Here is a 25798-nt window from a genome sequence, read left to right as displayed (position 1 = left end):
CGGTCCAGACAAGCGGCGCGAATAACCGCAGCCGCAGGGATCGAAAGAGTTCTGCCATGTTGAACCAGATCAAGGGACTGCATCACGTTACGTCGATGGCAGCCAATGCCAAGACCAACAACAGCTTCTTCACTGATACGCTCGGCCTTCGCCGGGTGAAGAAGACCGTCAACTTCGATGCGCCGGATGTCTATCATCTCTACTACGGCGACGAGGTTGGCACGCCCGGCTCGGTCATGACCTATTTCCCGTTCCCGCACATCGCCAAGGGGCGTCCCGGCACGGGCGAAGTTGGAACAACCGTCTTCTCCGTGCCGCAAGGATCGCTCACCTATTGGGGCAATCGTCTGGCCGCCAAGGGCAATCTGGAACTGAAGGCCGATGAGGCTTTCGGGGAAAAGCGCCTGAACTTCTTTGGTCCGGATGGCGATGGCTTCGCACTGGTCGAGGTGAAGGATGACGATCGCGCTGCCTGGACGGGCAATGGGGTCGATATCGACCACGCCATTCGTGGTTTTCACTCCGCTTCCATGCGGTTGCGGGACGAAGGCGCGACGGCCGAGCTCCTGAAGTTCATGGGTTATGAGGAAGTGGATCGCGCCGATGGGGTGGTGCGTCTGGGCATTCCCGGAGGCAATGGTGCCGATTTCATCGATATCGAGACGATGCCGAACATCGCGCGTGCCAATCTCGGTGCCGGCTCGGTGCATCACATCGCGTTTGCCGTCGAAAACCGTGAAAAGCAGCTGGAAGTCCGCAAGGCTCTGATGGACACCGGTTATCAGGTGACCCCGGTTATCGATCGCGATTACTTCTGGGCCATCTATTTCCGCACACCGGGTGGCGTGTTGTTCGAAATCGCCACCAATGAGCCCGGTTTCGACCGCGACGAAGATACCGCGCATCTGGGCGAAGCACTCAAGCTGCCAACGCAGCATGCGCATCTTCGCTCCTATCTCGAAGAGCATCTGGAAAAGCTTTGAAGCTTGAGGATTTCGACCATGACAATGGAAAGCTATGTGCACCGGGCGCGGCCCGGTGCGACCGGAGCGCCGATCTTTTTCGTCTTCCATGGTACAGGTGGCGATGAGAACCAGTTCTTCGATTTCGCCAGCCGGTTGGCGCCGAATGCCACGGTGATCTCCCCCCGTGGCGATGTGGCAGAACGCGGCGCGGCGCGCTTTTTCCGGCGCAAGGCGGAAGGGGTCTACGATCTGGATGATCTGGCGCGGGCGACAGTCCAGATGGCCGCCTTCGTCGCCGCCTGCAAACAGCACTACCAGTCTGGCCCGGTCATCGGGCTTGGTTTCTCGAACGGTGCCAATATCCTCGCCAACGTGGTGATCGAAAAGCCGGACCTGTTCGAGGCTTCCGTGCTGATGCATCCGCTGATCCCGTTCGAGCCCAACCCACGATCTGGCCGCGGCAAGGTTCTGATCACCGCAGGCGAGAACGATCCGATCTGCCCGGTTCCCCTGACCCAGGCGCTGGCGGATTACTTTGCCGCGCAGGGCGAAGAGGTTCAGGTGGAATGGCATCCGGGCGGGCATGAAATCCGCGGCAATGAAATCGAGGCGGTGAAAGCGTTCCTCGCGCCATACACAGCCTGATCGGCGTTTGAGGCGGTGCCGTCACCGCCTCATACTATCCACCAGAGTATTTCTTTTCCGCATTACTTTTGATTGTACGCGCTGAATTTGGCGCGGGTCGTGCACAAATGAACTGTATGCAGTCTATACCTAAAATTTGACACATGTTAACGTGGTCCCACCGAAAAGTATATGACATTGCTTCATATTTGGAGGGATTGGGCATGCCGACGAATTATTATACAGACAGCTCTCAGGATGGTCTCTCGGCTGCCGAACTTGAGCTCTACAACCTCATCATGAACTATCGGGCGACGCTGGGTCTGCCCTCCATTCCGCTCTCTGTCGGATTGACCATCACGGCAGGTCGCCATGCGCTGGACCAAAGCGAAAACATGGGCGGCTATAACGGCCACAGCTGGAGCGATGCGCCTTACGACAGCAACAACAATGCGACCTGGACCAACATGTGGTTGGCCCCGCAGCGCTTGAACACGAGCTACAAGGCTTCCACGGGCATCGACTTCTACGGATACGAAATCAGCACGGGCATTCCTAATAACGGCGGGACCATGACCCCGGCTGATGCGCTGAAAAGCTGGCAGGGTTCGGCACCGCATAACGATGTCATCACCAACAAGAATACCTGGTCGACCATGACCTGGAACGCCATCGGTGTCGGCATCTACAAGGGCGTTGCGCATGTCTGGTTCGGCAAGGCTGCGGACCCGGCAGGGGCGCCGGTCGTCACCGGACCCATGACCGGCGGCGAGGGGAACGACATCCTCTCCGGCAACGACCAGAACAATGTGCTGCAGGGTTTTGGCGGCAATGACCGTCTGAACCAGAGTGGTGGCGCGGACACCATGGATGGCGGCAATGGCGTGGATACGGCCGTCTATACAGGCAAGCGCTCGGATTATCGTCTCGATACGACATCGACCGTCAGGATCGACAAGCTTGGCGGCGGCACCGATACGCTGATTTCCATCGAGCGCATTCAGTTTTCCGATGGCACGCTGGCCTTCGACAAGGGCGCCGGGGAGATTGCCGGTTCGGCCTATCGCCTGTATCAGGCGGCCTTCGAGCGTACACCGGATACCGGCGGGCTGTCCTTCTGGATCAAGGAAATGGACAAGGGCGTCCGCCTGAAGAATGTCGCGGAAAACTTTCTGGCGTCGCGAGAATTCGTGCAGACCTACGGCACGGCGGCCACGGTTACCAACACCAAATATGTCGAGCTTCTATACCAGCATACGCTGGGTCGCGCCTTCGACCAGGGCGGCCTGAACTTCTGGGTTTCCCGCCTGGACACAGGCACGAATGACCGCGCCGATCTTCTGGTCCAGTTCTCGGAAAGCCCGGAAAACCAGGCGCGCGTTTCGGCAGCCGTGAAGGATGGCATCTGGTACGTGTGATCCGCATCCGGCGGTGCTAAGTTCTTTATGATTTTAAAGAATCACGGGAGCCTCGAATGCCGGACAGCGTAAAACAGGTCTTCAACCCGCCATCGGTCCGCAAGCCTTTCGGGGCCTACAATCATGGGCTTCTGGTGCCGCCGGGAGCCTCACTGCTGGTCACATCCGGCCAGCTTGGCATTGCGCCTGATGACAGCATACCACGGGATGTGACGGCGCAGGCCGAACTGTGCTTCGAGGCGATCAGGGCCATTCTGGAAGAGACCGGCATGACATTTGCCGATGTCATCCGCATATCGGGCTTCGTGACGAAGCGTGAGGATTTTGCCCCGTATATGGCGGTGCGCGATCGCTACACGCTGGATCCGAAACCGGTCTCGACGCTGATCATCGTCAGCGGCTTCACAAGACCGGAGTTTCTGGTGGAGGTGGAAGTCACGGCGGCAAAACTGCCGTAAGTGCCAAGAATTACCAAGAGTTCAACGCCCGCAGCATCGGCGTCTTCTTGACCATGTGCTCGTCCATCTTGGCGAGCAAATAGTCCAGCAGTTCGACGGCCTCGGCCACAGCTGGCCCTTTGTTCAGCATCACGCATTCGGCACGGGCGGCCATCGCGGCATCCGTCATTTCGCCGCGGGAGGGAAGGCCGTCCTTGACCAGATCTTCCAGAACCTGCGTGGCCCAAATTGTGGGAACGGATGCTGCCTCGCAGATCCAGAGGATTTCCTCCTGCATTTCCGCCACGCGCTCGAAACCCAGTTCCGCCGCCAGATCGCCACGGGCAATCATGACGCCGAAGGGGCGGTGCGAGCCGGCGGCAGCGGCAATGAGCGCCGGGAGATTGTGAACCGCCTGCGGGTGCTCGATCTTGGCAACCAGCCCAAGCGGCGTCTTCCGGGGCGGTAGTTTCTCAAGGGCTGCCTCCAGCAGATCAATGTCCTCCGGCCTGCTGACGAAGGAATAGCCGATCATGTCGGCGCAGGTGACGACGGTGGCCAAGTCGGTTTCATCCTTGGCGGTCAGGGGAGAGAGGCCCAGCACCGTATCCGGCAGGTTCAGACCCTTCTCGGGCTTCAGGCGGGTTCCGCCGGTCTTGCAACGGTTGACGCGGATGAGTGCCTCACCGCGGGTCAGCGCCTCCACGGTGCCTTCCAGCTTGCCATCGTCGTAGCGGACCCGATCTCCGATCGAAAGGCGGGTTACGATTTCCGGCAGGGAGACAGACGCGGATGCCTTGACCTCGTTATCGAGAAAGGGCTCGCCATTGGCCACCAGTCGCAGCATGTCGCCCAGTTGCAGCTTGAGCTTCTTCTCCGGCAGCACTTTTTCCGTTCGGATCTTCGGGCCTGCGATATCCATGAGGATCTTGACGGGCGAACCGAATTTTTGCGCCGCCGCCCGCACATGCCCCGCCATGGCAAGCCAGCATGCGGGATCGTCATGGGCGCAGTTGATACGAGCGATGTTCATGCCACGGCGGACCAGATCCTCGATGAATTCCGGCCTTCCCGCAGCATCGCCCGGCAGCGTTACCATAATACGGCCGCGCCGGTGGGCAGGGGCGGCACCCAGCAGGCGCTCGGCTTCACGCGCCAGAGCAGCTTCGCCGAAAAAGAAAGTGTCTTCGTTCGGTCTGGCGTGTGGTGTCGTCGTGTCGGCGTGAGGGGCAAGCGTTGCCAGCACGGCATCCAGCGTCGGCAGAACGCGCCCTTCCAGACGCCCCAGCGAAGAAAGACCCTGCACCATCAGCCGCCTTTGCAAGGGGCGCAGATCACGCCTGCGCAGGGCAAGATAATGCAGGAGGTTCAGGGTACGCCGGGTTTCGGAGGCGTCCAGATCCTTAGCCTGCAACTGCTCGGTAAACGCTGCGCCCGCTTCCTCGGCCACCTCTTCGCGCAAGGAAAGAAGCTCGGCGTAAAGCGCCGCCATCTCGGTAGAACCGGCTCTGCTGTCACCGAGAGAATGGATCTGTGGCTGAATCGTTGGCATATCGTCTCTCCGCATTGGGCACGTTCATGCTGTGCCGTGCAGATGACATGGATATGATCGCAACCGTCGCAACCTTGCGGTTAAACAAATCCGCACGCCCGGATCACAAGAAAAGTTTATGAAACAAGCATTTTGCGTGAGCTTTGCGGATTTCGTGAAGGGTCAATAACCACAGGCGCGCAATTGCCGCTCATAACGTTCGGCTATGCCTGCGGAGCGCTGGGCTGCTGCACGAATGGCCGAGGTGAACTGGCCGCGCTCATAGCCTTTGTGTCCCGCGTAATAGGCAAGATAGAGGCGATAGGTATCATTGAGCGCTATGCCGTTCCGCTTGTTGCTCTTGTTGTGATACCAGCCGACGAAGTGAATGCTATCGCCGAAATTACTGCGGCTTGCGCCCCAGCTGCCGGTTTCGCGCTTGTACACCGCCCAAGTGCCATCCAGCGCCTGTGCGTAGCCGTAAGCTGTGGACGGCCTGCTCCACGGAATGAATCCGAGCAGATACGTCCGCTTCGGCCGTGCATAGGCCCGGAAGCTGGATTCAGTGTAAATCGTGGCCATCAAGACCGGTACAGGCACGCCATATTGGCGGGAAGCATGTCGTGCTTCTCGTGCCCAGTTGTTGAAGAGCCCGTCGCGCTGCTTGAAGATTGCACACGCATTATCAATCCTGCTTGGCGCTGTTCCGCAGCCAGCAAGAAAGAGAAGGGCGATGAAAAACGCATAACGCATCGCTGGTCCTCTCGATCTGACAGAACCATGACAGCTAAGTTTTAACTAAACCTTTACGGATTGCGCCCTCCCGAACTCGTGTTCAGAAGGCTTCCATATGCGCCTTGACGCGGGCCATGAAGGCGGCGCGCGTCTCATCCGTGCAATTGTTCATGTCATAATGGGCGAGATAGGAAACGGGCGCGCCAGGCTTGATCTGCACCCGCATCACGCGGGTTACGATCTTCTTCGGCGGATTGCCTGCCAGAAAGGCACGCATGGGTGTGGCGCCATAGGTCACAACGGCGGAAAGTTTGCGAATGTGCCGCAGCGTCGGGATCAGTTTTCCTTCCTTGAGATCGAAGGAAACACCCGGCAGCCAGACGCGGTCGAAGTAGCCCTTCAGCATGGCCGGGAAACCGAAGTTCCAGATCGGCGTGCAAATGACGAGGCCCTCCGCCTTCAGAAGGCGTTCCACATAGGTTTCCAACCCCGCCATGTTCTGCGGATAATCATGATAGATCCGCCGTCCCTCCGCGCTCAGCACGGGATCGAAACCCTCGGCATAGAGATCGCAAGCGTCCACCTCATGGCCTGCATGGCGAAGGCTGTCGCAGGTCAGGCGAAACAGGGATTTGCCGAAGCTTTCCTCGACGGGGTGGGAATGCAGAACGAGAACGCGCATGAGTCAAAGCTCCAAATCTTGCGGCCTCCTGCTGGAGGCCAGATCAAAAACTTCCGCGCCGTTTGTCCCAGCGGTTTCCTGCCTCGCCGCCCAGCCGAGGCAAAGAAACCGCCATATTCATGAGCCGGATCTGCTCCGGCCGGGAGTACCTTCGGAATGGTGTTGTGGTGGCGGTGGCTTATCTTTTGTTCCTGAATTCCTTTTGTAAACGACCCCCTCTGTCCTGCCGGACATCTCCCCCTCAAGGGGGGAGATCGATTTGCGGCTCCCGACCGCTCTCCGTCAGGCTGGGCGGGCGCGGCAAAGACAGTTGGCAAGCTGGACGAGCGATCGCTCCTTGCCACTCTCCCCCCTTGAGGGGGAGATGCCCGGCAGGGCAGAGGGGGGTGCTTCTATGACGCGATGCTGAGCGTTTTACTCCCCCGCTTCGGCAAAGGACTGAAGGCCGGGGAAGAGGTAGTTCTTGCCCGCCTTGAAATCGAAATCCGGGTTCTCCCAGGCAATCATCTTGCCGGGGTTCAGCAGGCCCTTCGGATCGGTTTCCTTCTTGAAGGCAAGCTGTACCTCGTCCGTCTGCTTCATGCCGCCTTCTTCCAGCGTATAGCGGTGCGGGTTGAAGATCGGGCAGCCGTGATCCTCATGGATCTTGATGATCTCTTCCAGCCGTTCCTTCGTGGTGTAGCGCACGAGCGGCAGACCGGCGCACTGGATGTTGCCATCGAACTTGATGAATTCCAGATGGCCCGGAACTTCATCGCCGAAGATTTCCACCATCTTGCCCACCTTCGCCACGTGATCCGGACTTGGGTACTGGACCTGAAGATAGGTAAAGCTCGGATCGACCTTCAGGGCGCGCAGCGTCGTGTGGTTCCAGCCAAGCTCATAAGCATGGGGTATGCCCTTCATGCTTTCCACCTTGTCGGAGCGGAAGAGGATTTCGCCCTTCATACGCTCCGTCAGTGCCGTAAACGCATCGATGGCATGCGGCGCAATCATCACCACGACAATGGACTGGCCGCGATGACGGATGAACGGCTTGTGGCGTGGGAAGTAGTCATAGGGGATAGGGGCTGCAATCGGCGCGATTTCCTTCAGCAGCAGCCCGTTCTTATGGGCCAGCGTATCGGCAAAGCGCACTGCATCCATGAAATCATCATAGCCCACCAGCACATCCACCCAGTCATAGGCGGGTGCGAGCGGCATTTCCACCTCGGTGATAATGCCATTGGTGCCATAGGCATGGCTGACCTTCTGGAGATCCCAGGCCGTCAGTTCCAGCACACGCGGCTCTGCTTCCATGGTCACGACGCGAAGTCTAAGGATGTTGCCGAGATCGCGGAGACCGCCCCAGTGGATGGAGCCGACGCCACCGGAACCGCCGGCGATAAAGCCGCCAATCGTCGCCGTCTGTGCAGTCGAGGGGTGGAAACGAAGCTCTTGCCCGGAATGGGCCTTCGTCTGCCGGTCGAGTTCGGCGATGATGATGCCGGGTTCGCAGATCACGCGGCCGGGGTGAATTTCCTTCACCTTGTTCATGTTGATGAGGTTGAGCACGATGCCGCCGGACAGCGGCATGGCCTGACCATAATTGCCGGTTCCTGCACCGCGTGGCGTTACCGGTACGCCATGCGCAAAGGCCACTTTCAGCGTGCGGATAACCTCTTCTTCCGTGGTGGGGGAAACCACCAGATCACCCGTCACGCTGTCCAGCTCTTCTTTCAGGATTGGAGAGTACCAGTAGAAATCGCGGCTTTTCTGGCGCACCAGAGCCGGATTATCTTCTACCGCGATGCCTTCCAGTTCCTGTTTGATCTTTGCGTAATCGGCCATGGCGCTCACTTCATCAGGATTGGGTCAAGGTCACGATAATCCGGCAGGCGGCGGTCGATGCCCATGCCATTCCGCATCACGATGCGGTCCGCCTGCGGACGGGAAAGAAACTCGCTCCAGCGACGGGCGCTGAACAGAATGAGGTCTGCCGGTCCACCCGGCTTGATGCGGCCAATGTCAGGTCTTCCGAGAATGTCAGCCGGGGCGGTGGTTACCACGCGCGCTGCCGTATCCAGCGGATGGTCGAGGTGGAGAATGCGTACGGATTCGCGGAACACTTCCACGCCATCCAGATCGCCATAGGCGTAGAAGGGGTCACGGGTGTTGTCGGAGGCCACGGCAGTCTTCACGCCCGCTGCTGCCAGTTCGTGAAACAGCGTTACGCCCCGCCAGCGCGGCGTTCTGCCTGCATGGCGATCCTGCAGATACATGTTGCACATGGGCAGCGAGACGACCGAAAGTCCGGCCTTGGCCACGAGATCTATCGTTTGCTTGGCGAGATCATCATCCTGTCGTGCCAGCGAGCAGCAATGGCCGACGGTGACCGCACCCTCGAAGCCGGTTTTCAGCTTTGTTTCGGCAATGGTCTTCAGCGTCAGGACCTGCTTGTCTTCCGTCTCGTCCACATGGAGATCAATGTCGAGACCGTTGTCGGCAGCTGCGCGAAACAGCGTTTCCAGGATCTTTTCGAAATCCGGCAGAATGCGTGTCGCACCGCCCAAGAGACCGCCGTGGCGCTTGGTGACCGCAACGATATCGCCGAAAACGGTTTCATCGAGGACTGATTCCAGGGGCAACAGGGCCACGGCTTGCAGGGTGATCCTGTCCTTCCAGTCGTGCTTCAGCTCCGAAAAAACCTCGAAGGAAATGCCGTGCTGCGGCGGAATGCTGTCCAGATGCGTGCGGATCAGCTTCGTGCCGTGGGCATAGGCCGTCTTCAGTGAGAACTCCATGCGGGCGCGCACGTCATCAGCTGACCAGTTGGCAGCGCGATCTGCGCCGACATTTTCCAACGCGCCCATGAAAGAGCCATCCGGGTTGCGCCGACGCTCCCAGATATGGCCCTTGTCCAGATGCGTGTGCATATCCACCAGGCAGGGCCAGACCATGCCGTCGCGCATGTCGAGGCTGGGCAGGGCAGCGGGCGCTGTGCCGGGGGAAAGCACGCTTTCCACCTTGCCATCGCCGATCACCAGGTCGGCAGTCACAAGCCCTTCTTTTGCGGGGCCAGAAAAGCCTTCCACCGTCACGGCGGGCAGGGTGGCGTTGGCCAGCACGAAATGGGGGGCGTCGGGCAGTTCGCAAAAGCTCATCAGTTTTCTCTTTTCAGGCTGCTTTCATGCCAGCGGTGAAGACTGAGCCAGGCGATGAAAGAGGTGATACCGAAGATCACAACGCCAAGGACGGACAAGAGGATCAGTGCCGCGAACAGGCGTGGAATGTTCAGGCGATACTGCGCTTCCAGAAGACGGAAAGCGAGGCCAGAACCGGCACCGGCGGAACCGGCTGCAAATTCCGCCACCACGGCGGAAATCAGCGACAGGCCGCCACCGATGCGAAGGCCGGTCATGAAATAAGGAAGCGATGCCGGGAGCTTCAGATAGATCAGCGTCTGCCAGCGAGAGGCGCCATAGAGATCGAACAGGTTCAGGAGGTTGTGATCGACGCTCTTCAACCCCTGCACCATGTTGGAGAGAATGGGGAAGAAGGCGACGAGAAAGGCGCAGACAAGCAGCGCCACCTGTGTCGTCGGGGCATAGATCAGGATCAGCGGCGCGATGGCGACGATCGGCGTGACCTGAAGGATGACGGCAATGGGATAGAAGGCCGTCTCGATCCATTTCGACTGGATGAGGAAGACGGCGATACCCACCCCGCCGATCAGCGCCAGCGCGAGCGCCGCCAGCGTAATCTGCGTCGTGACCCAGAGCGCCGGGGCGAGCGTGCCCCAGTCTTTCACCATTGCCCCGGCCACGGCTGTGGGGCTTGGCAGAATATATTGCGGCACGCCGGAGAGCGTCACCGTCAGGTGCCAGATGAGGATCAAGGCCACGACCACGCCGACGGGGATCAAAACGCGCAGGACCGTTTCGCGGTGCTGGCGGGCGAGGGAGGGTGACGCGGCATTCATCAGTGCATCTCCATGGCGGCACCGGGCCCCATCGCTTCGAGAAGAGAGGCTGAGACTTTCTCGCAGGCGGCGCGATATTCTTCCGATGTGCGGTAGAGCGGCCCGCGCTCGAGGCTGGTTTCCAGCGGGAAATCCGCATGCACGCGCCCCGGACGCGCCTTCATCACCACGATGCGATTGGAAAGATAGGCGCTTTCGAACACGGAGTGGGTGACGAAGATGACGGTGATGCCGGTTTCCCGCCACAGGCGCAGCACATCATCGTTCAGCTTCTGGCGCGTAATCTCGTCGAGTGCCGCGAAGGGTTCGTCCATCAGCAGCAGCTTCGGCTTGGTCACGAGCGCGCGGGCGATGGAAACGCGCATCTTCATGCCGCCGGACAGCTCCCGCGGATAGGCCTTGGCGAAATCCTTGAGGCCCACGGTTTCCAGCGCTGCCATGATTTCATCGCTCGCCTGAGCTTTGGAAACGCCTCGCAATCTCAAGGGAAGGTAGACATTGCCGAACACCGTCTGCCAGGGCATCAGCGTCGGTTCCTGAAACACGAATGAGATGTCGCCTTCCGGCAGGCCCTTGGCGTTGATGCGGGAACTTGGCCAGTCGATGCTGCCGGTCGTCACGTCACCCAGACCGGATATGATGCGTAGCGCCGTGGATTTGCCGCAGCCGGAGGGGCCGAGCAGGCTGACGAACTCACCGCCCGCGACGGTCAGCGACATATCCGACAGCGCAAGCGTGCCGCTGGAGAAGCTTTTCGAGACATTCGTCATCACCACGAGCGGGCGCTTGTGCGGAGTGCTGGGTGGCGAGGCTTCAGGCGATTGCAAATCTGTCATTCCGTCACGCGATCAGGAGGTCGGTTTTTCGGTATTCTTGCAGACGACAAACGGGTGTAGTCACCCCCCCTCTGTCCTGCCGGACATCTCCCCCTCAAGGGGGGAGATCGATGTTTGGCTCCTGCTCTCTTCCTACCAAAACCCTTGTCTTCGCAGGATGCTATTTCCCAGTCTATCGCTTCGTTCAGGATGCTCGCGATGATGGGTGGCGAAGAGGGTGCCATTTGCAAATCTCCCCCCTTGAGGGGGAGATGTCCGGCAGGACAGAGGGGGGTAACATGTGCCAGCGAATTTATTTCTTCAGCGCCATGCCAACGCCCTTGCAGACGAACTTGGTGGTGTAGGCCTTCTTGTAATCCAGATCCTTCGGCAGAGCGTTGATCTGCACCATTTCATCGAAGAACTGCTTGTAGCGCGCATCCGTCATGCAGCCGATGCCTTTGGTCAGAGCCTCGCCGGATTCCAGAATGCCGTATTCCTTCATCTTGGCGATGGAATAGGCGATCTGACCATCCGTCATTTCCGGATTGTCCTTCTTGATCAGTTCGTTGGCCTTCTTGTTGTCGCCGTAGATATAGTTGTACCAGCCTTCGATGGAGGCATCGACGAAGCGCTGCACCACATCCGGCTTCTTGTCGATCATGCCTTGAGTGGTGGTGATCATGGTGGAGTAGGGGCTGTAACCCGCGTCAGCCAGCAGAAACACCTTCGGTGCCCAACCGGCCTGTTTCTCGATCTCGTAGGGTTCCGAGGTCAGATAGCCTTGCTGGGCAGACTTCTTGTCGGCAATGAACGGCGCGGGGTTGAACGTATAGGGCTTGTACTGCTCTTCCTTGAAGCCCTTGAAGTTCTTCTTCATCCATTCAAAGTAGGTGACGTAGCCGTCCTTGCCCATGAAAATGGTATCGAGCTTGGCCAGATCCTCGAACTTCTCCACGCCTGCATTGGGATGCGCCAGCAGAACCTGCGGGTCCTTCTGGAAGATCGAGGCGACCGAAATCATCGGAATGCCTTCCTTGACGGCATCCATGTCGCCCAGCGGGCCGCCCATGTAGAAATCCACCTTGCCCGCAATCAGCAGCGAGCGGTTAGCAGCATTCGGACCGCCCTGGATGATCTTCACCTTCAGGCCGTGCTTCTCGTAGGTGCCATCGGCTACGGCCTGATAGAAACCGCCGTGTTCTGCCTGCGCCAGCCAGTTGGTGCCATAGGAAACCTCATCGAGGGCAAGCGCGGGGCCGGTGCCCGCCAGCATCAATCCCATGGCCAGTGCGGCAAGCCCGGTTTTCGACATCATGTGCTGATCCATCCGTCTGTTCCCTTTTTTGGTGAGGTAAGCCGTCAACGACTTCCTTTTCTGCATTTCAGCCATTGCAATTGCGCTTTGAAAAGCATCAAAATTCGCTCGGATTGATGCCTTTCCGGCATCGCTCGCCAAATGTTTGCCCAAGGGCCACGCAGTGATGAAAGTTTAAGCAGCAGGTTGACCTCATGTTACATTCGCGCAAGCTTCAATATATTGACGAAATTGCCCGTTGTGGCTCCATTCGGAAGGCGGCGGCGCATCTGAATGTCGCCTCTTCTGCCATCAATCGTCAGATCCTGGCACTGGAAGAAGAGTTGGGCGTGCCGATTTTCGAACGCCTGCCGCGCGGCCTCAAACTCACGGCTGCCGGTGAATTGTGCATCGAACATATTCGCGATGTGTTGAAGGCCTATGACAAGCTGGAAACGCGCGTGCGCGGTTTGAAGATGCCGCAGGCGGGGCGGGTGTCACTCATCTCCACTGTCGGGCTGGCGGCGGGGCCGCTTCCGGAGATCGTCGCCAAATTCGTGGAAAGCCATCCGCGGGTGCGCATCCAGCTGGCGATTGACGGTGCGACGACGACGGCCAATCCTGTTCTTGCCGGTGAGGTGGATATCGGCATCGGCTTCAATATTCCGGCGATACCAGGCCTCAGAACGATTGCGACTTTCGACATACCCATCGGGGTCGTGCTACCGCCTGATCATCGGCTGGCGAAGGAGGCGGGACCGATCGACCTCGTCAAAGTGGTGCAGGAACCGCTCGTGCTGGCCCAGCCGGGAATGAGCCTGCGCAACATGATCAACCTCATTCTGGCACCATTGCCGGTTCCGGTGGAGCCTGTCGTAGAATCAGCAGGGCCTGAGACGCTGCGCTATCTGGTGAAAAAGGGCGTGGGGCTGACATTCCTCAACCCGCTCGATGTGATTGGCGAATGCCAGCGCGGCGAGCTTGTGTTTCGTCCGCTGACGGAAAGCTATCGCCGTCACCAGCCGATGAAGCTGTTTGCCCGTTCGCGCGCCACGCTGGATACGGCAACCAGCCTGTTCATCGAGTTTCTGCTGGCCGAGCTGACGCAGATCGTTGCGGAACTGGAGGCAAAGGGCCATGTGCCGAAGCAGGGCAGTGCTGTTTCGCAGCGGGATTGATCACGGCGTGTAGAGGTTCGAAAGCGGATAGTTCTGCAGATCCTGCAGCAGCTCTATGAAGCCGGCCACCTGATGTTTGCAAATGGCTTCGCCCTTCGAGGCGGTGCCATTGGCGGCATTACCGACCACGCCGTGCGGGTTGAGGTCATGGGCGATCCACGCCAGCGAGTGGGGCGGAAGGGGTTGCAGGAAGCGCGATCGGCTCTTCATCCATTCGGCTTTCGATTCGAAATTCTGCGCATGTTCCATATGCACAAGCTCTGGCCGGAAGTAGAGCATCAGCGATGTTTCCACGTCGCCGCCATGAATGCCGAAAGCCTGCTCGTGCGCGCTGACCATGCCTTCCGGGTGGCCGAAGCGACCCCACTGGGTTGCAACCGCGGCCATGCCGAAGCGCACGCGCATCTCGCGCGAGACGATGCTCATGATGTCCAGATTGCCGCCATGTGAATTGACCATGACCAGTTTTTTCACGCCTGCCTGCGAAACCTTTTCACCGATTGCCGTCCACATGGGGATCAGAAGGTCGGCGCCGTAGGAAAGCGTGCCCGGACCATAGATATGTTCGTTGGCCTTGCCGATTTCCTGCGTGGGAAGAACGAGAATATCGAGATCGTCCGGTCGCTGGTTCTTCAGTTCCGCCAGCATGCCGTTGGCAATGGCCACATCGGTGGCAACGGGCAGATGCGGCCCGTGCTGTTCGGTGGAGGCCAGCGGCAGGATGGCGATTGTCTTTTCCGCATCCAGCTTCGCGAAGTCGCGGGTGTTCAACTCATTCCAGTAAAATGGCTTGGCCATGGCGCGGCTCCTCGTAATCGAATAGCCATGGCTTAAGCTAAAGGCACCGCGCACGAAAAGCGCCAAATTCCGTGCGGCTCGATGCTTTTTTGCGTTCGCTGAAACCAGCTTCGTCAGGTTTGCTTCGGTTTCCAGCGTTCGGCAATCGCGATGCCGCCGAGTGCCAGCACCAAGGCAATCACGTGAAAGGCTGCAAGTTCCTCACCCAGAATGATGACGGAGAGCAGCGTGCCGAACACCGGAACGAGATTGATGAACAGGCCCGCCCGGTTGGCGCCGATATGAACGATGCCCTGGACATAAAAGATCTGGGCCACCAGCGAGGCAAAGAGGGCCGTGTAAAGCACAGCAAGCCAGCCGGGTGCATCTGGCCAGATGGCGGTGCCGCGCGAGATTTCCCAGCCGACCAGGGGGATGGTGCAGATGAGGGCAGCAAGCGCCGGGATTGCCATCAGCGTGCGCCAGTCAATGGGCGGGCGCCAGCGCAGCAGGATCGTATAGGCGGCGTAGCCAACGATGGCGCCCAGCATCAGCACGTCGCCGAAATTCATTTCCAGCGCCAGCAGGCTTTTCAGATCGCCATGCGAAGCCGTGAGGGCAACGCCGACAAGGGTCAGCGAAAAGCCCAGCACCTGGGCGATCGAGATGCGGATGCGAAAGAGAATCAGATTGGCCAGGAAGATCAGAAAGGGAATGGCCGCCTGTTCGATCGTGGCATTGATAGCCGTCGTGTAGTGTACGGCAGAGTACAGGAGCACGTTGAAGAGAGTATAGCCGATGGCGCCCAGCGTAAACAGAAGCGGCAGATGCTGGCGCGCGACGGGCCAATCCTTTTTCAACTGCGGAATGGAGATTGCAAAAATGATGGCGCAAGCAAAGGCCCAGCGCCACAAGGTCAGCATCATCGGGCTTACATGGCCAATGGCAAGCTTGCCGACAACAGCATTGCCACCCCAACAGAGTGCTGCAATGGTGAGGAAAAAATACGCTCTGATATGCAATTCCGGCTCCCGAATGGATGCGGACATGGCGTCGTTGCCCGCTCCTCTGGCAGGGGAGATAGCCTTTCAGTTTGTGATATGTCACGCAAAAACGGTCTATCAACGCATAAACGGGTCGCTTTCCGCTAAATGACACAGTATAGATGCGCCGGTTTGAGCGGGTGAAAGGCCCGCGGCACAGCAGGAAAGCTCAGAAATGACGAATGTCGTGGTAATCGGTTCGCAATGGGGTGACGAAGGCAAGGGCAAGATTGTCGACTGGCTTTCTGAACGTGCAGATATCGTCGTGCGCTTCCAGGGCGGCCATAATGCCGGGCATACGCTCGTTATCGATGGCGTCAGCTACAAGCTCTCGCTGCTGCCTTCTGGCGTCGTGCGTCCGGGCAAGATGGCTGTCATCGGCAATGGCGTTGTCGTCGATCCGCATGCGCTGATTGCGGAAATGGGCCGCCTGAAGGACCAGGGCGTCGAAGTGACCCCGGAAAACCTGCGTATCGCGGAAAATGCGACGCTTATTCTTTCCATCCACCGCGAACTGGACGGCATGCGCGAAGATGCGGCCTCCAACAGCGGCACGAAGATCGGCACCACCCGCCGCGGCATCGGCCCGGCCTATGAAGACAAGGTCGGTCGCCGCGCGATCCGGGTCATGGATCTCGCCGATCTCGACGCGCTCGACGCCAAGGTCGACCGCATCCTGACGCATCACAATGCGCTGCGCCGTGGTTTCGGTGCGCCGGAAGTCGAACATTCCGCCATCATGGAAGAACTGACTTCGATTGCGGAGCGCGTTCTTCCTTTCATGGATTCGGTCTGGCGTCTGCTGGACAAGGAGCGCCGCAAGGGTTCGCGTATTCTGTTCGAAGGTGCGCAGGGCTCGCTTCTCGACATCGACCATGGCACGTACCCCTTCGTGACCTCTTCCAACACCGTTGCCGGTCAGGCTGCTGCCGGTTCCGGCATGGGTCCGGGATCGCTCGGTTATATCCTCGGGATTACCAAGGCCTACACGACGCGCGTTGGCGAAGGTCCGTTCCCGACGGAGCTCACCGATGAAATCGGACAGTTCCTGGGCGAGCGTGGTCATGAATTTGGCACAGTTACCGGGCGTAAGCGTCGGTGTGGCTGGTTCGATGCGGCGCTTGTGCGCCAGTCGGTCGCCACGAACGGTATTACCGGCATCGCGCTGACCAAGCTGGATGTGCTGGACGGTCTGGATGAATTGAAGATCTGCGTCGGCTACAAGCTCGACGGTCAGGAAATCGATTATCTGCCCGCAGCCCAGGCAGCCCAGGCCCGGGTGGAGCCAATTTATATTACGCTGGAAGGCTGGAAAGAGTCGACTGTTGGTGCGCGCAGATGGGCGGATCTTCCGGCTCAGGCCATCAAATATGTTCGTCAGGTGGAAGAGCTGATCGGTGCACCGGTCGCACTTCTGTCAACCAGTCCGGAACGGGACGACACAATACTTGTGACCGATCCGTTTGAAGATTAATCTTCAGCGCTATCTGCCTTTTCACTCGGCGTGAATGCTGGTGAGCAAGAGAAAGTATCAATGGCTGATTTTGTAGCAGTTATTCGCCGAGCCGTGGATGGCTTGGCGAACAATACGCCCGAGATGCGCATCCGGGTTTACGAGAAGGCGCGCGGTGCGGTTCAGCGACAGCTGGAAAGCATGAAGCCGCAGCCCTCGGAAGACATGCTGCGTCGACAGATGGAAAAGCTGGAAGCTGCCATCCGGGATGTCGAAGCTGAACATCGGGAGGCCGCGCCGCCCGATGACGATGCATCTTTGGCTGCTGCACAACCGGATGAGGCCATTGCCGAAGCGCCTGCGGAGCCAGTGCAGGCCTATGAGGAACCTCCCGAGGCCGCTGCTGCCGAGGAAGCTCAGACTGAGGCCTATCATCAGCCGCAGGACGAGCAAGAAGCAGAGCCCGCCTATGGTGACCATCATCAGCAGTCCGAGCCGGAACCTCTTCCGGTTCAGCCCTATGATGTGTCTGGAGGCCACTACGCCAGCCAGGACGCTAGCCAGGCCGAGCCGGAATGGGTGAACCAGCCCGTCGCAGACGCTTCCTCTGAACCCTACCAGCCAGATCATTCCGATGACGCGCTGGTCTCCGTGGAAGCGGAGCCAGATGCACGTTCCAATGATCCCTTCGCCGATGAAGACGATGTCGAGACCGCGCGTCCCGCTCCGCCCGTCCATCACGGCCATTTCGATCAGGCGTCCATTGCCACGGACGAAGCCGTCATCGACAGCAATGCCTGGGTGCAGGCGGAAACCGAAGCCACGCAACCCGATGAAGCATCGGAAGCCGATGCGGCTGTTGATGCGCCGGTCGATGCATACGAGGCGCCGGTGCCGGAACGCCCGGTCAGTGTCGCACCCGCCTGGCCCGATGCGCCGTCCACGGCGCCGGTCGTGGGGGAATACAGTCAGCCGGAGCCCGTCGTCGATTGGACGCCGGACGAGGTTCCTGTGCGTGCATCCCGGCCAATGGAAGAGCATGCCTGGGCCGACGAGGCCGATTACAAGGATGCGCAGCCCGCTGAGCCCTCTGCCAAGACCTTTGACGACAGCGCTGCCGCCGAGCTTTTCTCTGCTCATTTCGAAGAGCCGACCCATGTGGCGACGGACGCGCGCATGCCGCCCGTCTCGGATTTTCCGGATCTGGACCCCGCCCCATCGCAATCCAGAGGGCCGGAACTCGAGCCGCATGATCCTTTCGCCGAGTTCATCAGTGCCAAGCCGGAGCCTGCGACAACGGCGAAGCCTGAACCTGCCGACGCCGATCCCTGGAACGACCTCGAAGAACTGATCGGCTATGACAAGACCAAGGCCGCTGCGGCTGCCACGGGCGTTGCCGCCGGTGCTGCGGGCGTTGCGGCGGCACGGGCCGCGACAACGTCCGATGTCAAGCCACGGGACCAACTGGCTGAAAATCAGGAACTGGAAGAGCTCATGGCTCAACCGGTTGCACGTCCTTACCGGGTCGCGCCAAAGCCCAAGCGCAACTATGTCGGCATTCTGCTCGGCGTTGTCGGTCTGGCGATCCTTGCAGGCGGTGGCTATGCCATCTGGCTCAACCGTGATGCGCTGAGCGGTCTGATCGGTGGCACGGATAGTGCCGCGCCTGCGGTTCAACAGACGGGCCAACCGGCGGGTCAACCTGCGCAGACGGCGACGCCTGCTGCCCAGACCCCGCCTGCAAAACAAACGGCAGCCACGACACCGGCGGCGCAACCGGCCACCGCTGCCAAGCCCGGCGAACCGCAAAAATTCACCCAGCGTCTGATGCCGGACGGCACCGAAAAGGATAGCGGTTCCGGCGGTCCAGCCGGTACAGCGGGCAATCAATCCGTTGCACAGGTTTCGCCGCCAGCCGCTTCAGCCCAGCCGCCCGCTGGTACTGCCGCACCCGCCAATGGTGCGCCTGCGCCAAACACTGCAGCCGGCGCAACGGCCCCTGGCGTTCCGCCATCCAGCCAGCCCGCCAATACGGTTGCTGTCGCTGGCAACAAGATCTTCCTCTATGAGGAGCGGGTCGGACAGTCTTCGCCGACCGCGGTTGAAGGTTCTGTCTCCTGGTCGTTGCAGAAGGAAGCGGTCGAGAATGGCAAGACCGAGCCCGCCGTCCAGGGACGCATCAGCATTCCGGGACGTGGTCTGACGGCGCTTGTCACATTCAAGCGCAATACGGATCCTTCTCTTCCGGCAAGCCATCTTGTGGAGTTCGTCTTCTCGCTGCCGCCGAACTTCGAAGGAGGCTCCATCGACAGCGTCCAGCGGATTTCCATGAAGCAGACGGAGCAGGATCGCGGCGATCCGCTCGTGGCGGTACCGGCAAAGATCACGCCGGACTTCCACATGATCGCTCTGAACGACTTCCCGGATGCGCGTGCGCGTAACCTCGATCTGATCAGAAGCCGTGACTGGATCGATGTTCCCCTCATCTACAGCAATGGTCGTCGCGCGCTTTTAACGATGCAGAAGGGTGATGATGGGCGCAAGGCGTTCGATGAAGCCACCCGCGTCTGGCAAGCGGCGGCCCCGCAGCAGGGGCAGTAACAATCCCCATACGTCCGATTTCGAGATCCCGGTTGCCAAAAGCGACCGGGATTTTTTATTTGATCCCAACCATCATCATGCCGACGTTTCTGTCGGGCAGACTGGTTTCATCAACCGGAATTGGAGCCGAAGATGCAAGCGCTCAGCCACATTACCTTCGTCGTTAGCGATCTCGACCGCATGGAAAAGATCGTCACGCGTGTTCTGAAAGGTCGAAAGGTCTATGACAGCGGCGAGACGAGCTTCTCGCTGTCGCGCGAGCGGTTTTTCCTGATTGGCGCCGAGCCCTTGGCGGTCTGGATCGCAATCATGGAAGGCGAGGGGCTCTCCCATCGCAGCTACAACCATGTGGCCTTCCGGATCGAGCCGTCGGACATGGACGAGCGCCTCAAGGCCATAGAGGATCTCGGGCTCGAATTGAAAGATCCGAGATCACGCGTGGAAGGAGAGGGTCAGTCGATCTATTTCTACGACGACGACAATCATCTCTTCGAACTGCATACCGGTACACTTGAGGAGCGGCTGAAGCGTTACGCCGCTCCTGAGGCAGATGTCTAGACATCTAGACATCTAGACGATCAACCGATGGCTCTGCTCAGAACTCTTCCCAGTCATCCGTCTTCAAGGCCGTGTTACCGACAGTTGCCGAAGCGGCGGGGCGACGTGGGGCGGAAGCCGGAGCGCGCGGCTGTGCCGGTGCCTGATGGCTGGCTGCATGGTTTGTTGCCGGCCGTTGGACCGGGGGTCGGGTGGTGGCGGGCTGAACCGGTCGCTGTTTTGCCTGTGGAAGCACGAAGCCGCTGATCAGGTGGCGAAGCTGTTCTGCCTCCTGCGCCAGAGATGCGCTGGCAGCCGTGGTTTCTTCCACCATCGCGGCATTTTGCTGGGTCATCTGGTCCATCTGGTTGACGGCAGTGTTGACCTCGGAAAGACCCGTCGACTGCTCGCGTGCCGAGCTGGCGATCGACTGCATGTGCTCGTTCACGGCGATGATGTTTTCCTGGATCGTCTTCAGCGCTTCCCCGGTTTCGCTGACGAGCTTCACGCCATTATTGACCTCGTCGGTCGAATTGCGGATCAGTTCCTTGATCTCTTTGGCCGCCTGGGCGGAGCGCTGGGCCAGTTCACGCACTTCCTGCGCTACGACGGCAAAGCCCTTGCCGGCTTCACCGGCGCGGGCGGCCTCGACACCGGCATTCAGCGCCAGGAGGTTGGTCTGGAAAGCGATCTCGTCGATGACGCCGATGATGTTGGAGATCTGCTGCGACGACTGTTCGATCCGGGCCATGGCGCCGACCGCCTCTGACACGATCTTGCCCGAATGCGCGGCACTCTTGTCCGCCGTTTCGCTGGCTTCGCGGGCCTCATCGGTGCGGGCGGAGGCGTTGCGGACGTTGACGGTAATCTGGTCCAGTGCCGCAGCGGTTTCTTCCAGTGCCGCCGCCTGCTGCTCCGTGCGCTTTGAAAGGTCCTGAGCGCTTCCGCTGATTTCGCGCGAGCCACCATCAATCAATTCGGCGGTCCGTGAAACGACCGACAGGGTTTCGCCCAGTCGTGAAACAGCATCGTTCAGGTTCTGACGCAGGGTCTCGAAATCCTTGCTGAAGGCTTCATCCAGACGGAAGGACAGATCGCCGTCTGCGAGTTTGGCCAGCGAACTGCCAATCGTTCTGACCGCGTGCACGCGTCCGCTGACATCGGTCGCGAATTTCACGACCTTGACGACCTTGCCGCTCTCATCGGTTATCGGGTTGTAGGAGGCATTCAGGTAGATGGCCTGGCCGTTCTTTCCCTGCCGAACAATATCTCCGATCACCGGACGGTTCGCGTTGAGCTCTGCCCAGAGTGACGCGTATTCCGCATCGCCTTCCTGACCCTGAGCCAGAAACATGCGATGGTTCTTGCCCTTGATCTCGGCAAGCGTGTAGCCCGCCGTCTTCAGGAAGTTTTCATTGGCGAGCATGATATCGCCGGTCGGCGTAAATTCGATCACCGCCTGGGCGCGGCTGATCGCCTGCAACTGCTTGCGGAAATCCGTGTTCTCGATGCGCTCCCGGGCATTCGCCCATTCGACCACGAATCCGGTGATGGTGCTGCCGCGCTTGATCGGGTTTACGATCAGGTCAAATGCACGGTTGCCGACATGAATGGTGGCCCTGTGCTGTTTGGTAAGACCTGCCAGCATCTTGCGCTGATGGGACGGGTTCTTGTGGAATATGTCGATATTGCTGCCGAGAAGCGTGCGCATGTCGAAACGGGGAAGCTCCTGCTTCAACTCGCTTTCCGCCTCCTGCAGGAGTTCGCGCACCGCACCGTTCATGTAGATGATGTTCAGCTTCGCGTCCGCTATCATCACATTCGCGGTGAGCATGTCGATGGCTGCCAATTTTGCGCTGTCTGTACCGGATGCGAAAGGAAACATGCTTGACCCCGATCTATGCCCACAGGAACAATCGTCAGGGTCAGCCGTGCGACAACCCTCAAGAGGATGTGGCGACAGTTACATCCTGACGTTTTATTCAGATATGTGCCTGCGAGGTAACCGAAAGCTTAAAGCCCCTCCACAACAATTAGGGGTTTAGTTTTTCATGCATAAAGTGATATATTGTTATTTTCTAATATTAATGTAGCTAAATCAATAGGTAGGTCGGCCGTCGCACCGACGCAGCCGCAACGCCCATGCATTCGCCTCTCTCGTCATAAAGTATAACAAGCGTCAAAACTTCGGCTGCCGACTAAAATGTAAGGCGATCCGGCGGAGGTTTGCGCCGCCGTACCGACGGATCCGCCTTACGCGTCAACGACGCGCAAGGCCTTCGCAGCAGCCAGAGCTTCCTTCTGGACGGCTTCCTGCACCTTTTCAAAGGCGCGGACTTCGATCTGACGCACGCGTTCGCGGCTGATATCGAACTCGGCTGAGAGCTCTTCCAGCGTTACCGGGTCTTCCGACAGACGTCGCGCTTCGAAGATCCGGCGTTCCCGCTCATTGAGCACGCTGAGCGCCCGTTCCAACATGCGGCGTCGCGTTTCCAGCTCGTCCTGCTCGATCAGAACGTCTTCCTGGCTATCGTGGTCGTCGACCAGCCAATCCTGCCACTGACCCGATTCACCTTCCGTCGCGCGAATGGGCGCGTTCAATGAGGCATCGCCGGTCAGGCGACGGTTCATCGAAATCACTTCCTCTTCTGAGACATTCAGCTTCGTCGCAATCTCGCGGACCTGTTCCGGCTTCAGATCACCCTCGTCGATTGCCTGAATACGACCCTTCAGGCGGCGCAGGTTAAAAAACAGACGCTTTTGATTGGCGGTCGTACCCATCTTGACGAGTGACCAGGAGCGCAGGATGTATTCCTGGATGGAGGCCTTGATCCACCACATTGCATAGGTCGCCAGACGGAAACCGCGCTCGGGATCGAACTTCTTGACCGCCTGCATCAGGCCGACATTGCCTTCAGAGACCACTTCGCCGATCGGCAGGCCATAGCCGCGATAGCCCATGGCAATTTTCGCCACGAGTCTCAAATGCGAAGTCACCAGTTGATGTGCGGCGTCGCGATCCCCATGTTCATTATACCGCTTGGCAAGCATGTATTCCTGCTGCGGTTCCAGCATCGGGAATTTGCGGATTTCGTCCAGATAGCGGTTCAGACCAGCTTCGCCGGCTGTAATGGACGGAAGTGTGTTGCGGGCCATAGAGCACCCCTTTCTTCGTTTCCGGCTCCCTGGAAGCGTCTGCCGCTGGCGAGCCTGTGCTGCGCGAGTCTTGGCGACCTCGCACCGAGCCACGTGACAGATAAGTATTGGATTTGCACCGTTCAAGCCTGTCCTTAGCTAGATACGCTGTGGAATCTGGCTGGATCATGACATGTTGATCGGCGGTATCGATTTCCCGCGCAGAGCTACCGATCAACTTCAGACGCGCCAAACCTGCCCGGCGCACTTCATAAACGCCCGAGGCAGCAGAATGTTGCGGTTTGCATCTTATTCTGCGCGAAGAGCGTCCAGAAGCACGTCGAAATCCTCTGGCATCGGTGCCTCGAATTCCATGATTTCGCCCGTGCGCGGATGTTCGAAGGCGAGCAGATAGGCGTGCAGTGCCTGCCTGCGAAAGCCGTTCACCGCCTCGCGCGCCGCATCCGGCAGGCGGTTGGCCTTGGTCTTGAAGGCTGCGCCGTAATCCGGATCTCCGATCAGCGGATGACCGATATGGGCCATGTGAACACGGATCTGATGAGTGCGGCCGGTTTCCAGCCGGCATTCCACCAGAGCCGCCAGAGCCGTGGAATCCTCCCGCTCGTGAAAACGTTCCACCACCTCGTAGTGCGTGATGGCCTCACGCGCATCCATGCTCTCCTCGCGTTTCACGCTGCGCTTGGTGCGGTCGGCCGTCGAGCGGCCCAGCGGTGCATCGATCGTGCCGCGCAATTGCTGCGGACGCCCCCAGACGAGGGCAAGATAGGCGCGCTCCAGATCGCCCGTGCGACCGTGATCGGCAAACTGGTCCGCCAGATGGCGATGTGCCATATCGTTCTTCGCAACGACCATGACGCCGCTCGTATCCTTGTCGAGACGATGCACGATGCCCGGTCGCTTGACGCCACCAATGCCCGAAAGACTGTCGCCGCAATGGTGGATCAGGGCGTTGACCAGCGTACCGGTCCAATTTCCGGCACCCGGATGCACCACCAGTCCGGCTGGCTTTGCGATCACGATCAGGTCATCGTCTTCGTAAAGAACCTCGAGCGGAATATCCTCGCCCTTCGGCTCCGGATCTTCCGGCTCCGGGGCCTCGATTTCGACAACCATGCCCGGATGAACCTTTTTTTTCGGCTCAAGGCAGGGCTTGCCATCAATGTATACCGCACCTTGCTCGATCAGCGACTTGATGCGGTTGCGGGAAAACTCCCCCTCCAGAACACCGGTCAGCCACGAATCCAGCCGCCCTTCGGCATCTTCTCCGGCAGTCAGCACTTTCCTTGGCGTCTCGCCTTGATTAAAGGGGTCGTTCATTTCTTTGTTTCCGATGACATTGACAGCAAGGGCGCCTGACTGATGGCCAATCATGATACCGAGCACCAGCAAGACGACGAGCCGCTCGATCCGGTGATGGAAAACGTTCGGCGGAAGATGGTTCGTCTGCAGATCGTCTCAAGCGGCATCATAATCGTCAGCCTTATGGCCGTGTTGTTCGCGGTTGTCTATAAGGTGAAGAACCGGCCTGAACCGGAAAAACTGGCAGCGCCTGCCGGGTTCGCGGTACCCGCCGACCAGCCGCTTTCCGCACGCGCCGCCTTGCCGCAGGGTTTCGAGATCCAGTCCGTTTCCAGTTCCGGCAGCCAGATCCTGTTCTGGGGCAGCCTGAAGGGTGAGCGCAAGGCGCTGATCTTCGATCTGTCCGTTGGCCGGATCGTAGCGGATGTGACGGTCACCAACTGACCATGCGTGACACTGCCCGCCAGATCATCCGCATAAACGATCCGCATGATCCGCGTATCGCCGAGTTTCGCGATATTCGCGAGCGGGATCTGGTTGGCCGTCACGGGCAGTTCATAGCGGAAGGTACGGTCGTGCTACGCATGCTGGCTGCCGCCCACGTGTCAGCCAAGGCACGCTTTCGTGCGGAGAAGCTTCTGCTGCTGGAGAACCGCCTGGAGGGTCTCGGTGAGATTCTTGCGGCGTTTCCCGCCGAAGTCCCGGTCTATGTCGCCTCCGCTGCGGTTCTCGATCAGATCGCAGGCTTTCACCTTCACCGCGGCGTTCTGGCGCTCGGTTCCCGTATGCTGGAGCAGGGTGCGGACGCGCTTTTGAACGCGCTGCCGGAAAAGGCCTTGGTCGGCGTTTGTTGCGGCATTTCGAATCATGACAATATCGGGTCGATCTTCCGCAACGCTGCGGCCTTTGGAGTGAGTGCGCTGCTTCTGGACGAAACCTGCTGTGATCCGCTCTATCGCAAGGCCTTGCGGGTCTCTGTCGGCTCCGTCCTATCTGTACCGTTTGCACGCGGTGGTGCGGCGCTTTCGCTGCTGGAAACCGTGGATCGAGCGGGCTTTGCGATTTTCGGGCTTTCGCCACGTGGCGAGATCGATATCCGGAACGTCCCAAAGGGCAACCGCGTTGCACTGGTGACCGGGACTGAGGGAGAGGGGCTGCCTGCCCACATCATGGAGCGCTTCCAGACAGCCCGTATTCCGCAAATGCCGCAGCTGGACAGCCTCAATGCAGCAACAGCTACCGGTATCGCGCTTTATGAAATGGCGCGCGGCCAGGACTTGCTCGGCTGA

Annotated in this window: 23 protein-coding genes; 10 read left to right on the top strand and 13 right to left on the bottom strand. The window is 59.4% G+C overall.

Annotated elements, in window-relative coordinates; translation table 11 throughout:
* Positions 1–56: 56 nt before the first annotated feature.
* The 4 genes from ASD54_RS15560 (at position 57) to ASD54_RS15545 (ending at position 3465) form a co-directional block, all read left to right on the top strand.
* Complete coding sequence (locus ASD54_RS15560; protein ID WP_062555546.1) at positions 57–983, top strand: VOC family protein; 927 nt, start codon at positions 57–59, stop codon at positions 981–983.
* Positions 984–1001: 18 nt separating this feature from the next.
* Positions 1002–1610: an alpha/beta hydrolase gene (locus ASD54_RS15555; protein WP_062555545.1), complete on the top strand. Its 609-nt coding sequence runs from the start codon at positions 1002–1004 to the stop codon at positions 1608–1610.
* 203 nt (positions 1611–1813) lie between these two features.
* Complete coding sequence (locus tag ASD54_RS15550; RefSeq protein WP_062555544.1) at positions 1814–3007, top strand: DUF4214 domain-containing protein; 1194 nt, start codon at positions 1814–1816, stop codon at positions 3005–3007.
* 56 nt (positions 3008–3063) lie between these two features.
* Positions 3064–3465, top strand: coding sequence for a RidA family protein (locus tag ASD54_RS15545; protein WP_062555543.1), 402 nt, complete (start codon positions 3064–3066; stop codon positions 3463–3465).
* Positions 3466–3475: 10 nt separating this feature from the next.
* Here the strand turns inward: ASD54_RS15545 and ASD54_RS15540 are convergent, their stop codons facing one another.
* The 8 genes from ASD54_RS15540 to ASD54_RS15505 form a co-directional block, all read right to left on the bottom strand.
* Positions 3476–4996 (bottom strand): pyruvate kinase, encoded by a 1521-nt coding sequence (locus ASD54_RS15540; protein ID WP_244484774.1) that lies wholly within the window; start codon positions 4994–4996, stop codon positions 3476–3478.
* A 162-nt stretch (positions 4997–5158) separates the two neighbouring features.
* Positions 5159–5728 (bottom strand): transglycosylase SLT domain-containing protein, encoded by a 570-nt coding sequence (locus tag ASD54_RS15535; RefSeq protein WP_062555542.1) that lies wholly within the window; start codon positions 5726–5728, stop codon positions 5159–5161.
* A gap of 82 nt (positions 5729–5810) precedes the next feature.
* On the bottom strand, positions 5811–6392 hold the full coding sequence (locus ASD54_RS15530) for an NAD(P)H-dependent oxidoreductase (protein ID WP_062555541.1): 582 nt from the start codon (positions 6390–6392) through the stop codon (positions 5811–5813).
* 414 nt (positions 6393–6806) lie between these two features.
* Positions 6807–8222: an FAD-binding oxidoreductase gene (locus ASD54_RS15525; RefSeq protein WP_062555540.1), complete on the bottom strand. Its 1416-nt coding sequence runs from the start codon at positions 8220–8222 to the stop codon at positions 6807–6809.
* A 5-nt stretch (positions 8223–8227) separates the two neighbouring features.
* A complete protein-coding gene (locus ASD54_RS15520) occupies positions 8228–9535 on the bottom strand; it encodes a cytosine deaminase (RefSeq protein WP_062555539.1) in 1308 nt (435 codons plus the stop codon).
* On the bottom strand, positions 9535–10353 hold the full coding sequence (locus ASD54_RS15515) for an ABC transporter permease (protein WP_062555538.1): 819 nt from the start codon (positions 10351–10353) through the stop codon (positions 9535–9537). The genes ASD54_RS15520 and ASD54_RS15515 overlap by 1 nt, the downstream gene beginning before the upstream one ends.
* Positions 10353–11189, bottom strand: a complete 837-nt coding sequence (locus ASD54_RS15510; protein ID WP_062555537.1) for an ABC transporter ATP-binding protein — start codon at positions 11187–11189, stop codon at positions 10353–10355. The genes ASD54_RS15515 and ASD54_RS15510 overlap by 1 nt, the downstream gene beginning before the upstream one ends.
* Before the next feature lie 292 nt (positions 11190–11481).
* On the bottom strand, positions 11482–12486 hold the full coding sequence (locus tag ASD54_RS15505; RefSeq protein WP_244484773.1) for an ABC transporter substrate-binding protein: 1005 nt from the start codon (positions 12484–12486) through the stop codon (positions 11482–11484).
* Between the two features lie 194 nt (positions 12487–12680).
* Here ASD54_RS15505 and ASD54_RS15500 point away from each other — a divergent pair, with 194 nt between their 5' ends.
* A complete protein-coding gene (locus ASD54_RS15500; RefSeq protein ID WP_062555536.1) occupies positions 12681–13643 on the top strand; it encodes a LysR family transcriptional regulator in 963 nt (320 codons plus the stop codon).
* Here the strand turns inward: ASD54_RS15500 and ASD54_RS15495 are convergent, their stop codons facing one another.
* Together ASD54_RS15495 and ASD54_RS15490 are read right to left on the bottom strand one after the other, a co-directional pair.
* Entirely contained in the window at positions 13644–14441 is a 798-nt protein-coding gene (locus ASD54_RS15495; protein ID WP_062555535.1) for a creatininase family protein, read from the bottom strand.
* Positions 14442–14554: 113 nt separating this feature from the next.
* On the bottom strand, positions 14555–15442 hold the full coding sequence (locus ASD54_RS15490; protein WP_156379283.1) for a DMT family transporter: 888 nt from the start codon (positions 15440–15442) through the stop codon (positions 14555–14557).
* 196 nt (positions 15443–15638) lie between these two features.
* Between ASD54_RS15490 and ASD54_RS15485 the strand changes: the two genes are divergently transcribed.
* From ASD54_RS15485 to fosX, 3 genes are all read left to right on the top strand, one after another.
* Complete coding sequence (locus tag ASD54_RS15485) at positions 15639–16937, top strand: adenylosuccinate synthase (RefSeq protein WP_062555533.1); 1299 nt, start codon at positions 15639–15641, stop codon at positions 16935–16937.
* A 60-nt stretch (positions 16938–16997) separates the two neighbouring features.
* Complete coding sequence (locus ASD54_RS15480) at positions 16998–19517, top strand: hypothetical protein (RefSeq protein ID WP_062555532.1); 2520 nt, start codon at positions 16998–17000, stop codon at positions 19515–19517.
* A 132-nt stretch (positions 19518–19649) separates the two neighbouring features.
* On the top strand, positions 19650–20075 hold the full coding sequence (gene fosX, locus ASD54_RS15475; protein ID WP_062555531.1) for a FosX/FosE/FosI family fosfomycin resistance hydrolase: 426 nt from the start codon (positions 19650–19652) through the stop codon (positions 20073–20075).
* Between the two features lie 37 nt (positions 20076–20112).
* On the opposite strand, the gene ASD54_RS15470 is transcribed toward fosX, so the two are convergent.
* The 3 genes from ASD54_RS15470 to ASD54_RS15460 form a co-directional block, all read right to left on the bottom strand.
* Entirely contained in the window at positions 20113–21939 is a 1827-nt protein-coding gene (locus tag ASD54_RS15470; protein WP_062555530.1) for a methyl-accepting chemotaxis protein, read from the bottom strand.
* Between the two features lie 368 nt (positions 21940–22307).
* Positions 22308–23210, bottom strand: a complete 903-nt coding sequence (gene rpoH / locus ASD54_RS15465; RefSeq protein ID WP_062555529.1) for an RNA polymerase sigma factor RpoH — start codon at positions 23208–23210, stop codon at positions 22308–22310.
* A 288-nt stretch (positions 23211–23498) separates the two neighbouring features.
* Positions 23499–24527 carry an RluA family pseudouridine synthase gene (locus tag ASD54_RS15460; protein WP_062555528.1) on the bottom strand — a complete coding sequence of 343 codons (1029 nt, stop codon included), beginning with the start codon at positions 24525–24527 and terminating at the stop codon, positions 23499–23501.
* Between the two features lie 42 nt (positions 24528–24569).
* On the opposite strand from ASD54_RS15460, the gene ASD54_RS15455 reads away from it, so the two are divergent.
* Positions 24570–24953 carry a hypothetical protein gene (locus tag ASD54_RS15455; RefSeq protein ID WP_062555527.1) on the top strand — a complete coding sequence of 128 codons (384 nt, stop codon included), beginning with the start codon at positions 24570–24572 and terminating at the stop codon, positions 24951–24953.
* A gap of 2 nt (positions 24954–24955) precedes the next feature.
* On the top strand, positions 24956–25798 hold the full coding sequence (locus ASD54_RS15450) for an RNA methyltransferase (protein WP_062555526.1): 843 nt from the start codon (positions 24956–24958) through the stop codon (positions 25796–25798).

The organism is Rhizobium sp. Root149 (genome assembly GCF_001427345.1).
Lineage (GTDB): Bacteria > Pseudomonadota > Alphaproteobacteria > Rhizobiales > Rhizobiaceae > Neorhizobium > Neorhizobium rhizoryzae.
This window is presented reverse-complemented; position numbering and strand designations above follow the sequence as displayed.